General features: G+C 63.2%; 13 protein-coding genes. 8 read left to right on the top strand and 5 right to left on the bottom strand.

All coding sequences use genetic code 11. The annotated features are described in order from the left end of the window. Nucleotides 1-60: 60 nt before the first annotated feature. Nucleotides 61-369 carry a plastocyanin/azurin family copper-binding protein gene (locus K9857_RS26580; RefSeq protein WP_224540938.1) on the bottom strand — a complete coding sequence of 103 codons (309 nt, stop codon included), beginning with the start codon at nucleotides 367-369 and terminating at the stop codon, nucleotides 61-63. A 10-nt stretch (nucleotides 370-379) separates the two neighbouring features. Then, nucleotides 380-1,348 carry a metallophosphoesterase family protein gene (locus K9857_RS26585; protein WP_224540941.1) on the bottom strand — a complete coding sequence of 323 codons (969 nt, stop codon included), beginning with the start codon at nucleotides 1,346-1,348 and terminating at the stop codon, nucleotides 380-382. A gap of 166 nt (nucleotides 1,349-1,514) precedes the next feature. On the opposite strand from K9857_RS26585, the gene K9857_RS26590 reads away from it, so the two are divergent. Both K9857_RS26590 and K9857_RS26595 read left to right on the top strand, forming a co-directional pair. Then, entirely contained in the window at nucleotides 1,515-2,027 is a 513-nt protein-coding gene (locus K9857_RS26590) for a sigma-70 family RNA polymerase sigma factor (RefSeq protein WP_224540943.1), read from the top strand. Beyond that, nucleotides 2,020-2,763 carry an anti-sigma factor family protein gene (locus tag K9857_RS26595; RefSeq protein WP_224540944.1) on the top strand — a complete coding sequence of 248 codons (744 nt, stop codon included), beginning with the start codon at nucleotides 2,020-2,022 and terminating at the stop codon, nucleotides 2,761-2,763. The genes K9857_RS26590 and K9857_RS26595 overlap by 8 nt, the downstream gene beginning before the upstream one ends. A gap of 129 nt (nucleotides 2,764-2,892) precedes the next feature. Here the strand turns inward: K9857_RS26595 and feaR are convergent, their stop codons facing one another. The 3 genes from feaR to paaY form a co-directional block, all read right to left on the bottom strand. After that, the gene (gene feaR / locus K9857_RS26600; RefSeq protein ID WP_224540946.1) at nucleotides 2,893-3,807 is read right to left on the bottom strand and encodes a transcriptional regulator FeaR; all 915 of its coding nucleotides are present in this window, start codon (nucleotides 3,805-3,807) and stop codon (nucleotides 2,893-2,895) included. Between the two features lie 88 nt (nucleotides 3,808-3,895). After that, the gene (paaX, locus tag K9857_RS26605; protein ID WP_175377659.1) at nucleotides 3,896-4,819 is read right to left on the bottom strand and encodes a phenylacetic acid degradation operon negative regulatory protein PaaX; all 924 of its coding nucleotides are present in this window, start codon (nucleotides 4,817-4,819) and stop codon (nucleotides 3,896-3,898) included. A gap of 152 nt (nucleotides 4,820-4,971) precedes the next feature. Continuing rightward, nucleotides 4,972-5,568 (bottom strand): phenylacetic acid degradation protein PaaY, encoded by a 597-nt coding sequence (gene paaY / locus K9857_RS26610; RefSeq protein ID WP_224540957.1) that lies wholly within the window; start codon nucleotides 5,566-5,568, stop codon nucleotides 4,972-4,974. A gap of 350 nt (nucleotides 5,569-5,918) precedes the next feature. Between paaY and paaF the strand changes: the two genes are divergently transcribed. The 6 genes from paaF (at nucleotide 5,919) to paaK (ending at nucleotide 12,121) form a co-directional block, all read left to right on the top strand. After that, nucleotides 5,919-6,692, top strand: coding sequence for a 2,3-dehydroadipyl-CoA hydratase PaaF (gene paaF / locus K9857_RS26615; protein ID WP_175377657.1), 774 nt, complete (start codon nucleotides 5,919-5,921; stop codon nucleotides 6,690-6,692). A gap of 46 nt (nucleotides 6,693-6,738) precedes the next feature. Next, nucleotides 6,739-7,530: a 2-(1,2-epoxy-1,2-dihydrophenyl)acetyl-CoA isomerase PaaG gene (gene paaG, locus K9857_RS26620; protein ID WP_224540948.1), complete on the top strand. Its 792-nt coding sequence runs from the start codon at nucleotides 6,739-6,741 to the stop codon at nucleotides 7,528-7,530. A gap of 3 nt (nucleotides 7,531-7,533) precedes the next feature. Further along, nucleotides 7,534-9,051 carry a 3-hydroxyacyl-CoA dehydrogenase PaaH gene (paaH, locus tag K9857_RS26625; protein WP_224540949.1) on the top strand — a complete coding sequence of 506 codons (1,518 nt, stop codon included), beginning with the start codon at nucleotides 7,534-7,536 and terminating at the stop codon, nucleotides 9,049-9,051. After that, nucleotides 9,044-9,493 carry a hydroxyphenylacetyl-CoA thioesterase PaaI gene (gene paaI / locus K9857_RS26630; protein ID WP_224540951.1) on the top strand — a complete coding sequence of 150 codons (450 nt, stop codon included), beginning with the start codon at nucleotides 9,044-9,046 and terminating at the stop codon, nucleotides 9,491-9,493. The genes paaH and paaI overlap by 8 nt, the downstream gene beginning before the upstream one ends. Further along, a complete protein-coding gene (pcaF, locus tag K9857_RS26635) occupies nucleotides 9,486-10,697 on the top strand; it encodes a 3-oxoadipyl-CoA thiolase (protein ID WP_224540953.1) in 1,212 nt (403 codons plus the stop codon). Before paaI ends, pcaF begins: the two co-directional genes overlap by 8 nt. 98 nt (nucleotides 10,698-10,795) lie before the next feature. Next, a complete protein-coding gene (paaK, locus tag K9857_RS26640; protein ID WP_224540955.1) occupies nucleotides 10,796-12,121 on the top strand; it encodes a phenylacetate--CoA ligase PaaK in 1,326 nt (441 codons plus the stop codon). Nucleotides 12,122-12,195: the final 74 nt, after the last annotated feature.

Raw genomic sequence — 12,195 nt, forward strand, 5'->3', positions numbered from 1 at the left:
CTGACACACCGCTTTCGCGAGCAAGCCCGCTCCCACAGGGTCCACCGGTGATCTCCAAATCTACTGAACGACAATGATCTTCCCGATCATCTGCGGATGCAGCGAGCAGAAGTACTCGAACTCCCCAGGTGTATCGAACTCCCAGGAATAACTGTCGCCGGTATCCAGCGCCGCCGAGCGAAACAGTTTGTGGGTTTCGGCGACGGTGTGGGGGATTTCGTCGTCGTTGACCCAGGTCACCTTGGTGCCCGGGGCGATGGTCAGGGACATGGGGCCGAACATGAATTCCTTGATGTCGATCTTCACCTCATTGGCCCACACCGGCATCGACAACATCAGGCAGACCACTGCCAGAAATCGCGCTTTCATCATCCCCTCCCTAAACCAGTGTCGAATCGATCAGTGCCAACGGGTGCTCACCCTGGGTCGCGCGCACATCGGTGACGCCCAGGTAATTGCGCAGTTGATCGGCCGCCACCGTCATCGGCCCCGGCGTGGGTGCCGTACCCGGTGCAGGCTGTGGATAAGCCGTGCCCCGCGCCGTATGAAAGGTGATATTGCCCTCGACCTTCTGGATCACCTGATGAATGTGCCCGTTCAACACCGTCACTGAACCGTACTTGCGCAGCAACGCAATCGCCTGATCGCCATCCTCGGTGCCCCAGCCCCAGGGCTGATAAATCGTCCACAACGGAATATGGGTAAACACCACGATCGGCGTGCTGCTGCTCACCGCCCGCAGATCGTCCGCCAGCCAGGCCAGTTGCTCAGGCCCCAGATTCGCCTCATGCCCGGCCTGGAAATTGAAGACATTAACCAGCGCGATGAAATGCACGCCATGGTCATCGAAGCTGTACCAGCCGTTGCCCTTGGTGCCCTTGCCATAACGCTGCAGATAAAGCTTGCCGCCGCCCTCGTCGAGGGTGTCGTGTTCGCCCGGCACGTAATGCACGGTCGCCGGCAACCCCTTGAGCACCTGATCGGCGGTGTCGAATTCTTCGGCCTTGGACAGGTGGGTGATGTCGCCGGTGTGCAGGATCAACGACGGCCGTTTGGGCAGCGCGATGACCTTGTCGATGGCCACCTGCAGGGTCTTCAGCGGCTCCGGATTGGCCTCCTTGTTGAAGCCGATGTGCGAGTCGCTGATCTGCACGAAATGGAAGGAACTGGCGAGCGCCTTGGGGTCGGAGATCTGTCCGGCTTCGTCCAAAGCAAAAGCCCGGGGAATGCCGCCGCTCAGGGCCCAGATCACACCGGCCCCGGCCCAGGCCGAGCACTTGAGCAGCGTTCGCCGGTCGGGATTCAAGAGGTCCTCGGTACGCAAGAGTTGCTTTGCATGAGTGTCCATCGGTATTGCGTCGCTGGAGAGCTACAGTCATGTAGCGGGTGATGTCGCTGACACGAGGTAAAACCGGGCAATACGAGGGTTTATTCCCGGTCAAAAAATAAAGTTTTTTCGGGGAATAAAACTCGGCGAGGCGCAGTTATAGAGGTGGGAAAGTGCGGAAACCACTATGAAGCGATTTGAGGAACTGTTTGCGCCGCACCTGGATGCCGCCTACAACCTGGCGCGCTGGCTGACCGGCAACGACAGCGCCGCCAGCGATGTCGTGCAGGAAAGCGCCCTGCGAGCCTTCAGGTTTTCGCAGCGTTTCACCGATGGCAACGCCAAGGCCTGGTTCCTGACGATCGTGCGCAACGAGAGCTACACCTGGCTCAAGGCCGTGGCGGGTCGGCACTGGGTGGCGTTCAGCGACGAGCACAGTGAAGAGGACGAACTGCCCAGCCAGGCTCACTCCCCGGAACTGCTGGCCATCCACACCGAAAACGCGTCGCTGATCCAGCAAGCCCTGTGCGCCCTGCCGCCGGCGTATCGCGAGGTGATCGTGCTCAAGGAACTCGAAGACCTGCCCTACAAGGACATCGCGCTGGTGGCCGACATTCCCATCGGTACGGTCATGTCCAGGCTCGCCAGGGCTCGCGCCATGCTCAAGCTCGAACTGATGAAGTTGCACGCCCATGAATGAACTCGACTGCACCGCTTGCCAGACGCTGATGCATGGCTATCTGGACAAGGAACTCGATCCCGCGACGAGCGCGACTGTGGCCGAGCATCTGGCCGGGTGCGCGGCGTGTGCGCGGGAGCATGATCAGGCGAAGCTGCTGGTGATGGGCGTGAAGCAGAAGGCGGCCTATTACAAGGCGCCTGCTTCGTTGACGGCCCGGGTGTTTCCCGCCGAGCCGGCAAAGGTTTCGGTTATCGAGCGCTGGCGAAACTGGTTTGCTCCGGCGTTTTCCGCAGCGGCGCTGGCCCTGGCGATGGTGCTGTTTGTCGCGACGCCGGGCAGCGAACAGCCCTTGATGGATGAAGCAGTGTCCAGCCATGTCCGTTCGTTGATGGGTGAGCATTTGAATGATGTGGTGTCGTCAGACCGCCATACGGTGAAGCCCTGGTTCACCGGCAAGCTCGACTTCTCGCCCCCGGTGTTCGATTACAAGGAACAGGGTTTCCCCCTGCTCGGCGGACGCCTGGATTACCTGCAACACCAGACCACGGCGGCCCTGAGTTATGGCCGGGCCAAGCACATCATCAACGTCTTCATCCTGCCTGCGTCCGAGGCGGAAAAACCACGGCAGACACAGACCATTCGCGGGTTCAATGTGGTGTCGTGGCAGGAGAATCACCTGCGGTATGTGCTGGTGTCGGATGTGGAGAAGAGTGAGTTGGAGGCGTTTGGAGTGTTGCTCAAGAACGGAGGTTGATGCGGCAGGCCCGGGCCCTGTAGGAGCGAGGCTTGCCCGCGAAGACTGGCTTTCAGCCGACATCAATGTTGAATCTGATGGCCTCTTCGCGGGCAAGCCTCGCTCCTACAGAAATCGGAGCAAAAACACCTACGCATGCTGCTTGCGATACTCCCCGGGCGCAATGCCGAAGCGGCTTTTGAAGGCTGTGGAAAAGTAGCTCGAATCCGAGAACCCCCAGGAATACCCCAGCACCGACAGCTTCTGCTCCTTGCCCGACTGGCGCAGGGACTCGGCGCACAGGTCAAGGCGGCGGTTCTTGATGTAGCGCGCCACCACCAGGCCTTTCTTGGCGAACATGCGGTACAGGCCGCGGGTCGACATGCCCACTTCCCGCGCCAGCCATTCCGGGCACAGCTCTTCGGAGCGGATGTGCTGGTCAATGAAACTCAATGTCTTGCGGAAGGTGCGCTCGTGCAGGTCGGTGCAGTCCTCGCCCTGGCTGATCGCCGGGCGCAGCAGGCTGACAATCGCCTCCAGGGTCGCCTCGCTTTCCTGCCGGCTCATGTCCGGTTGCCGCGTGGCCTCGACGATCAGCCGGTGCGAGAGCATGGCGATCGGCGAAGTCCCGGCGATCCGCTGGCCGCACTTGACCTGACTGAAGCGCAGGGTCTGCTCCACCAGTTGATGAGGCAGGATCAGCGACAACTGCCGGGAGTCGTCGCTGTAGGTGAAATCACTCGGTTTGGCGGCGTCTATCAGGGTGATGTCCCCGGCGGACAGCAGCACCCTGTCGTCGCCCTGGGCCATGCCCGCCGTGCCGTCGAGCTGGAACACCGCGAAGTACTTGCCGCCCTCGCCCGCCGAGACTTCCCGCGGCGTGCGGTACAGCCGCGCCTGGCGGACATCGACGAAGCTGAGCTTCAAGGCATCGCTGCGGTATTCCCGGATCTGACCGGCGAACCCGGCGCCCAGGGGCTGAGCGTTGAAGGCGCCACAGATCTGGTTGATCTGATGGATCCACTGATCGAACCCATCCTGGCGCTGTGCGGTTGTTGAAATCATGGCAGGCCTCTCACGCAGGCTTTGTTTTTATTGTCTACGGCAAAACACGGGTTCTCCTGAACAGCGACTCTCCTTCAGCGACGACGGATTACTTCAACCCGCCAAAACGTCGGTAAAAACTCTCGCCCACGTCCGGCAACGGGCCGTCGGCGGTTTCCAGTGCGCTGTTCAGCCATTCCTCGGCCTTGGCGTAAATCAACCGGTAAATGTTGCGGCACAACTGCCGCGCCGCCCGACCTTCCCAGTCGCCGGGCAGCAGCTCGTCCGGCAATTGCGGATCGCGCAGCAGCAGTTTGCGGTATTCGTGAATCAGCAGAATCCGTGCCAGGAAGCAGTCCGCCGGTTGCAGGTTTTCCTGCTCGCGAAGCGCTTGCCAGAGCGGTCGGAACAGCTGGATGAACTCGCTGTAGTGGGTCGCCAGCTCTTCGATGTTCCAGCTCTCGCGCACCTGCAGGCGCAGGGCCTTGGAGGCCATGACGTCCTGGGCGGTGGTTTCGAAGACGATGGTGTCTTCCTGGGCGCCGAGGTCGAGCAAGGTGGCGTTGACGTCGTTGCGATCGCTGCGCGGGCAGGCCAGCACCACCGGGGAAATTGCACCAAAACCTTGCCATTCCAGTTCTTCGCGCACCTGCTTGCGCTTGTCCTGGGTCAGCTGCGACAGCATCACCAGGCACCAGGAACCATCCCAGGCCGGCATGCTGGTGCTGTACACCCGCTTGAACGCCTTGTCGAAACGACGGCGACCGGTACCGGTCAGGCTGTAGTAACTGCGGCGACCGACTTTCTCGGCGGTCAGCCAGCCTTCCTTGGTCAGGCGAAAGATCGAGGTGCGGATCAACCGCTCGTTGATGCCGATCGGTTCGAGCAATTGAATCAGGCTGCCCAGCCAGACGGTCCCGCCATGGGGCTCGATGGCATCACCGTACAGGGTGATGATCAGGGAACTGGCGCGGATTGGCGTCTGCTCCTGGAAGCGCGTAATCAGTTGGTTCAAAGGTGTCAGGGACGACATGGGCGTACCGAGCAAAAAAAGAAAAGGAATATACCGAAAGGCACATTACCTGTGGGAGCGGGCTTGCCCGCGATGGGGTCGTGTCAATCGACATCATTGGCACTGATCCACCGGAATCGCGGGCAAGCCCGCTCCCACAGGGTTATTGGTGTTCAGGAGGTACTGCCCTTCGGACGCAGGCCGCTGTCACTGATCCGCGGTCGGTTCGCTTCTGGCGCACTCAGCGGCTCGCACTCGCGCATCTGCTCCAGACACCGCTGCGCCAACTGCTGATACTCCCGCGTCCCCGCCTGTTTCCACGCCACTTCCTGATCGCTCAAGGTGCGCTTGATGCCGGCCGGCGCGCCCATCACCAGCGACTGCTCCGGACACTCGAAACCCGCCTTGACGAACGCCGCCGCCGACACGAAGGAACGCGGGCCGATGCGTGCGTTGTCCATCACCACCGCGTTCATGCCCACCAGCGCATCGGCGCCGATCCGGCAGCCGTGCAACACCGCGCCGTGACCGATATGGCCATTGCGCTCAACCACCGTGTCGCTGTCGGGGAAACCGTGCATCACGCAGGTGTCCTGCAGGTTGGCGCCCTCCTCCAGCACGATCCGCCCGAAGTCGCCGCGCAGGCTCGCCAGCGGCCCCACGTAGCAATGCGGGCCGATGATCACGTCACCGATCAGCACCGCCGTCGGGTGCACATAAGCAGTGGGGTCGATCACCGGGGTCAGGCCATCGAGGCTGTAGCAGGTCATGGCAGCTTCCTTCACAAAGCGATGCAGATATTGACTCATTTTGTATCACATCGCTTTTGCCAGCACAAAGACAAAAAAGCGTATCACTTGAAAACCGCCTTTCGGACGAACGTACCTGACCCGCATGAACCGGCACTCAAGCCAATAAATTCGGGCATTTTATTGGGAGACATCGACATCGAAAGCTGCCTTTATAAAAGCGGCGCACGACCAATAAGACACATTAAATCAATTTCAGTATTGCTTTTGCGTATCACATTGCAGGTATACTCCGGCAAAACCGGCCCCTGCGGCCGATCCAATAACAAGCCGGCCTAAGCGCCGAGCGCGCTCCGTGAGGGCAGTCTTCAATGCCGCTAACTCTTGCCGTCGAATCCATCGAATCCGGCGTGCGCCTGATTACCCTGCAGCGTCCGCAAGCCTTGAACGCCCTGAACACTCAGTTGCTGGGCGAACTGGCGGACGAACTGAGCATCGCCCAGGCCGATCCCGAGACCCGCGCCGTGGTCATCACCGGCAGCCGCAAGGCCTTTGCCGCCGGTGCCGACATCAAGGAAATGGCCGAACGCGACCTCGTCGGTATCCTCGACGACCCGCGCCAGGCTTCGTGGCAAGCCATCACCCGTTTCAACAAACCGCTGATCGCCGCCGTCAACGGCTTCGCCCTGGGCGGAGGCTGCGAACTGGCGATGCACGCCGACATCATCATTGCCGGTGAGGACGCCCGCTTCGGCCAGCCGGAAATCAACCTGGGGATCATGCCCGGTGCCGGTGGCACCCAGCGCTTGCTTCGCGCCGTCGGCAAATCCATGGCCATGCAGATGGTGCTGACCGGCGAGCCGATCGACGCCCGCCAGGCCCAGCGCGCCGGGCTGGTCAGCGAAGTCACGCAACCGGAATTCACCGTCGAACGCGCCCTGCAGGTCGCTCGCCAGATCGCCGCCAAGGCGCCATTGGCGGTACGCCTGGCCAAGGAAGCGCTGCTCAAGGCCATGGACACGGACCTGGCCAGCGGCCTGCGCTTCGAGCGCCACGCCTTCACCGTGCTGGCCGGCACCCGCGACCGTAATGAAGGCATCGCGGCGTTCCAGGAAAAGCGCACACCGACTTTCACTGGCCAGTAATCCAGTCATCCCGCATTCGAACGACCTCCAAGAGAGCGCCAAGACCATGAATTTCGAACACATCCTGTTTTCCATCGACGCTGGCGTCGCCCTGCTGAGCCTCAATCGCCCTGACCAGCTCAACAGCTTCAACACCCAAATGCATGGCGAAGTGAAGGAAGCGCTGAAGCTGGTGCGCCAGAACCCGGACGTGCGCGTGCTGCTGCTGACCGGTGAAGGCCGAGGCTTCTGCGCCGGGCAGGATCTGAGCGACCGCAACGTCGCGCCGGGCGCCGCCGTGCCGGACCTGGGCGAGTCCATCGAGAAGTTCTACAACCCGATGATCCGCCAGCTGCGCGACCTGCCGATGCCGGTGATCTGCGCGGTCAACGGCGTGGCCGCCGGTGCCGGCGCCAACATTCCGCTGGCCTGCGATCTGGTGCTCGCCGCCCGTTCGGCCAGCTTCATCCAGGCCTTCTGCAAGATCGGCCTGATCCCGGATTCCGGTGGCACCTGGACCCTCCCGCGTCTGGTCGGCATGGCCCGCGCCAAGGCCCTGGCCCTGCTGGGCAACCGCCTGACCGCCGAACAGGCCGAGCAATGGGGCCTGATCTACCGCTGCGTGGACGACGCCGAACTGCGCGCCGAAGCGCTGAAGCTCGCGCAACACCTGGCCACCCAGCCGACCTACGGCCTGGCCCTGATCAAGCGCAGCCTGAACGCCAGCATGAGCAACAGCTTCGATGAACAGCTGGAGCTGGAGCGCGACCTGCAGCGTCTGGCCGGGCGCAGCGAGGATTACCGCGAAGGCGTCAGCGCCTTCATGGAAAAACGCACCCCAAGCTTCAAGGGGCGCTGAGTCATGACCGCATTGAACACAACTGCACGCATCGCCGTGATCGGCGCCGGCGCCATGGGTGCGGGTATCGCCCAGGTCGCAGCGCAAGCCGGGCACCCGGTGTTGCTGCTGGACAACCGTCCGGGCGCGGCCGCCCAGGCCATCGAAGGCATCGACCGGCAACTGGGCAAGCGCGTCGAGAGCGGCAAGCTGTCCGCCGAATCGCGCAGCGCCACCGTGGCCCGCCTGCAAGCGGTGGAAGCCATCGAAGCCCTGGCCGATTGCGACCTGATCATCGAAGCCATCGTCGAGAACCTCGAGGTCAAGCGCGCGCTGTTCCGCCAGTTGGAAGACATCTGCGGCGAACACTGCATCCTTGCCAGCAACACCTCGTCGCTGTCGATCACCAGCATCGCCGCGCAGCTGCAACGTCCGCAGCGCCTGCTGGGCCTGCACTTCTTCAACCCGGCGCCGGTGATGGCGCTGGTGGAAATCGTCTCGGGCCTGGCCAGCGATCCGACACTCGCGCAGTGCCTGTACGACACCGCCAAGGCCTGGGGCAAGAAGCCGGTACACACCCGCTCCACCCCGGGTTTCATCGTCAACCGCGTGGCCCGGCCGTTCTACGCCGAAAGCCTGCGCCTGTTGCAGGAAGGCGCCGCCGATTGCCCGACCCTCGATGCCCTGATGCGTGAAGCCGGCGGCTTTGCCATGGGTGCCTTCGAATTGACCGACCTGATCGGCCACGACGTCAACTACGCCGTGACCTGCTCGGTGTTCGACGCCTATTACCAGGACACCCGCTTCCAGCCTTCGCTGATTCAGAAGGAACTGGTGGACGGTGGCCGTTTCGGGCGCAAGAGCGGTCAGGGTTTCTATTCCTACGCCCAGGGCGCCGAGCGTCCGCCTGCGCGCGAAATCACCAGCAGTGCCAGCGTGGAATGCTGCGTGGTGGAAGGCGATCTGGGCGCTGCCCGGGGCCTGCTGCCGCGTCTGCGTGAACAAGGCGTCAACGTCATCCAGCGCGATGGTCGCGGTGTGCTGCGGGTCGGTGACGCGGTGCTGGCCTTGAGCGACGGCCGGATGGCCTGTCAGCGCGCGAAAGAAGACGGCCTGCGCAACCTGATTCTGCTGGACCTGCCCCTGGATTACGGCACAGCCAAACGCATCGCCATCAGCCACGCGGCCGGTATCGATCCGCTGGCGCTGGAACAAGGTGTTGCCCTGCTGCAACAGGCGGGCCTGAAAGTCAGCCTGCTCAGCGACAGCCCGGCGCTGGCGGTATTGCGCACCGTGGCGATGCTCGCCAACGAAGCCGCCGATGCCCTGCTGCAAGGCGTGGCCTCGGCCGCCGACATCGATCTGGCGATGCGCGCCGGGGTCAACTATCCGCAAGGCCCGCTGGCCTGGGCGGATGCGGTCGGCCTGGCGCACATCCTCGACACCCTGGACAACCTGCAAGCCAGCTACGGCGAAGAACGCTACCGGCCGTCGCTGCTGCTGCGCCGCCTGGTCGCCGAAGGGAGGAATTTCCATGACTAATCATGAAGCGATGAGCCTGGCGAGCGCCTGCGCGCAGGCCCTGTTCCAGCGCGACAACGCCAGCCAGGCCATGGGCATGCGCCTGCTGTCCGCCGGCCCCGGCTGCTCACGCGTCGGCATGACCGTGCGCGAAGACATGGTCCAGGGCCACGGCACTTGTCACGGCGGTTACCTGTTCGCCCTCGCCGACTCGGCCTTCGCCTTTGCCTGCAACAGCTATAACGAAGCGACAGTGGCCATCGGTTGCAGCATCGACTACATCGCCCCGGCCCGCCTGGGCGACACGCTCAGCGCCGACTGCGTCGAGCAGAGCCGCTCGGGACGCACCGGCAACTACGACGTACGCATTGAAAACCAGCAGGGCCAGTTGATCGCCCTGTTCCACGGCAAATCCTACAAAGTGCGCGGCCCGGTGCTGACGCAGGAGACCCCGAATGAATGACGCCCTGATTATCGACGCCGTACGCACCCCGATCGGCCGCTACGCCGGCGTATTGAGCGGCGTGCGCGCCGACGACCTCGGCGCGGTGCCGCTGCGCGAACTGCAGCGCCGTCACCCGCAAGTGGACTGGAGCAGCGTCGACGATGTGATCTACGGCTGCGCCAACCAGGCTGGCGAGGACAACCGCAACGTGGCGCGCATGTCGGCGCTGCTGGCCGGGCTGCCGGTCAGCGTACCGGGCACCACCCTCAACCGCCTGTGCGGTTCGGGCCTGGATGCGGTCGGCACCGCGGCCCGGGCTATTCGCAGTGGCGAAGCCGGCCTGATGCTGGTGGGCGGCGTGGAATCGATGTCCCGCGCACCGCTGGTGATGGGCAAGGCCGAGCAGGCGTTTTCCCGCCAGGCGGAAATCTTCGACACCACCATCGGCTGGCGTTTCGTCAATCCGCTGATGAAAAAGCAGTTCGGCATTGATTCGATGCCGGAAACCGCGGAAAACGTCGCCGCACAGTTCAACATTTCCCGTGCCGACCAGGACGCCTTCGCCCTGCGCAGCCAGCAACGCGCCGCGGCCGCCCAGGCCAATGGCCGTCTGGCCAAGGAAATCGTTGCGGTGGAAATTCCCCAGCGCAAAGGCCCGGCCAAGATCGTCGAGCAGGATGAACATCCGCGCGGTGACACCACCCTGGAACAGCTGGCCAAACTCGGCACGCCGTTCCGCGAAGGCGGCAGCATCACCGCCGGCAACGCCTCGGGCGTCAACGACGGTGCCTGCGCCCTGCTGCTGGCAAGCCCGGAAGTCGCCAAGCGTCACGGCCTGACCGCCCGTGGCCGCGTGGTGGCGATGGCCACCGCCGGTGTCGAACCGCGAATCATGGGCATCGGCCCGGTCCCGGCGACCCGCAAGGTGCTGGAACTGGCCAACCTGAGCCTTGAGGACATGGACGTGATCGAGCTCAACGAAGCCTTCGCCGCGCAGGGTCTGGCGGTGCTGCGCGAGCTGGGCCTTGGCGACACTGATCCACGGGTCAACCCCAACGGCGGCGCCATTGCCCTGGGCCATCCGCTGGGCATGAGCGGCGCACGTCTGGTGACCACCGCCCTGCACGAGCTGGAAGAATGTCAAGGCCGCTACGCCCTGTGCACCATGTGCATCGGCGTAGGTCAGGGGATCGCGCTGGTCATCGAGCGTCTATCCCGTTAAAGAAACGCGATTCCCAAGGAACCGAGAGGTATCCTTGGGTCATGCACTCAAGCCCTTGTGCAAAAGGGCTGGAACACAAAAACAATTCGAGTGAAACCATGAACATGCCAATCTCCCAATCCGTGCTTGATCCTGTGCTGGACCCGCTGGAAACGGCCAGCGTCGACGAGTTGCGCCAGCATCAGCTGGAGCGCATGCGCTGGAGCCTGAACCACGCCTACAACAACGTGCCGATGTACCGTCAGCGCTTCGATGAAGCCGGTGTGCACCCGGATGACATCAAGTCACTGGAGGACCTGGCGAAGTTCCCGTTCACCACCAAGTCGGACCTGCGCGACAACTACCCCTACGGCATGTTCGCCGTGCCGATGAACGAGATCGTGCGCCTGCACGCCTCCAGCGGTACCACCGGCAAACCGACCGTGGTTGGCTACACCCAGAACGACATCGACACCTGGGCCAATGTGGTGGCCCGTTCGATTCGTGCCGCCGGCGGTCGTCGTGGCGACAAGGTGCACATTTCCTACGGCTACGGCCTGTTCACCGGCGGTCTGGGCGCGCACTACGGCGCCGAGCGCCTGGGTTGCACCGTGATCCCGATGTCCGGCGGGCAGACGGAAAAGCAAGTGCAGCTGATCAAGGATTTCCAGCCGGACATCATCATGGTCACGCCGTCCTACATGCTCAACATCGCCGATGAAATCGAGCGTCAGGGCATCGACCCGCACAAACTGGCTCTGCGCCTGGGCATCTTCGGCGCCGAGCCGTGGACTGCCGAACTGCGCAGCGCCATCGAGGCGCGCATGGGCATCACCGCCCTGGACATCTACGGTCTGTCGGAAATCATGGGCCCGGGTGTCGCCATGGAATGCGCCGAGACCAAGGACGGCCCGACCATCTGGGAAGACCACTTCTACCCGGAAATCATCGACCCGGTGACCGGCGAAGTGCTGCCGGACGGCCAGATGGGTGAACTGGTGTTCACCTCCCTGAGCAAAGAAGCCCTGCCGATGATCCGCTACCGCACCCGCGACCTGACCCGCCTGCTGCCGGGCACTGCGCGGCCGATGCGCCGTATCGACAAGATCACCGGACGCAGCGACGACATGCTGATCATCCGCGGCGTCAACGTCTTCCCGACACAGATCGAAGAGCAGGTCCTGAAGATCAAGCAACTGGCCGAGTGCTACGAAATCCACCTGCACCGCAACGGCAACCTGGACACCGTCGACGTGCACGTAGAGCTCAAGGCCGAACACCAGCACCTGACCGACGACCAGCAGAAAGCCGTGTGCGGCGAGCTGAGCAAGCACATCAAGACCTACATCGGCATCAGCACCCGCATCGTCCTGCAGCCGTTCCACTCGATCAAACGATCCGAGGGCAAAGCCTGCCACGTAATGGACAACCGCCCGAAAGCATGACTGCTGCACCTTTACGGCCCCGCTGATGCGGGGCTTTTTTTTGCCTGCTCCCCTATCCACTGTGGGAGCGGGCT

This window comes from Pseudomonas sp. REP124 (genome assembly GCF_020164475.1).
In the GTDB taxonomy this organism is placed as follows: Bacteria; Pseudomonadota; Gammaproteobacteria; order Pseudomonadales; family Pseudomonadaceae; genus Aquipseudomonas.

Bases quoted from the DNA above. Each gene is read 5' to 3' on its own strand.
- K9857_RS26580 (WP_224540938.1), bottom strand. From the start codon at position 369: ATGAAAGCGCGATTTCTGGCAGTGGTCTGCCTGATGTTGTCGATGCCG.
- K9857_RS26585 (WP_224540941.1), bottom strand. From the start codon at position 1,348: ATGGACACTCATGCAAAGCAACTCTTGCGTACCGAGGACCTCTTGAAT.
- K9857_RS26590 (WP_224540943.1), top strand. From the start codon at position 1,515: ATGAAGCGATTTGAGGAACTGTTTGCGCCGCACCTGGATGCCGCCTAC.
- K9857_RS26595 (WP_224540944.1), top strand. From the start codon at position 2,020: ATGAATGAACTCGACTGCACCGCTTGCCAGACGCTGATGCATGGCTAT.
- feaR (WP_224540946.1), bottom strand. From the start codon at position 3,807: ATGATTTCAACAACCGCACAGCGCCAGGATGGGTTCGATCAGTGGATC.
- paaX (WP_175377659.1), bottom strand. From the start codon at position 4,819: ATGTCGTCCCTGACACCTTTGAACCAACTGATTACGCGCTTCCAGGAG.
- paaY (WP_224540957.1), bottom strand. From the start codon at position 5,568: ATGACCTGCTACAGCCTCGATGGCCTGACCCCGGTGATCGACCCCACT.
- paaF (WP_175377657.1), top strand. From the start codon at position 5,919: ATGCCGCTAACTCTTGCCGTCGAATCCATCGAATCCGGCGTGCGCCTG.
- paaG (WP_224540948.1), top strand. From the start codon at position 6,739: ATGAATTTCGAACACATCCTGTTTTCCATCGACGCTGGCGTCGCCCTG.
- paaH (WP_224540949.1), top strand. From the start codon at position 7,534: ATGACCGCATTGAACACAACTGCACGCATCGCCGTGATCGGCGCCGGC.
- paaI (WP_224540951.1), top strand. From the start codon at position 9,044: ATGACTAATCATGAAGCGATGAGCCTGGCGAGCGCCTGCGCGCAGGCC.
- pcaF (WP_224540953.1), top strand. From the start codon at position 9,486: ATGAATGACGCCCTGATTATCGACGCCGTACGCACCCCGATCGGCCGC.
- paaK (WP_224540955.1), top strand. From the start codon at position 10,796: ATGAACATGCCAATCTCCCAATCCGTGCTTGATCCTGTGCTGGACCCG.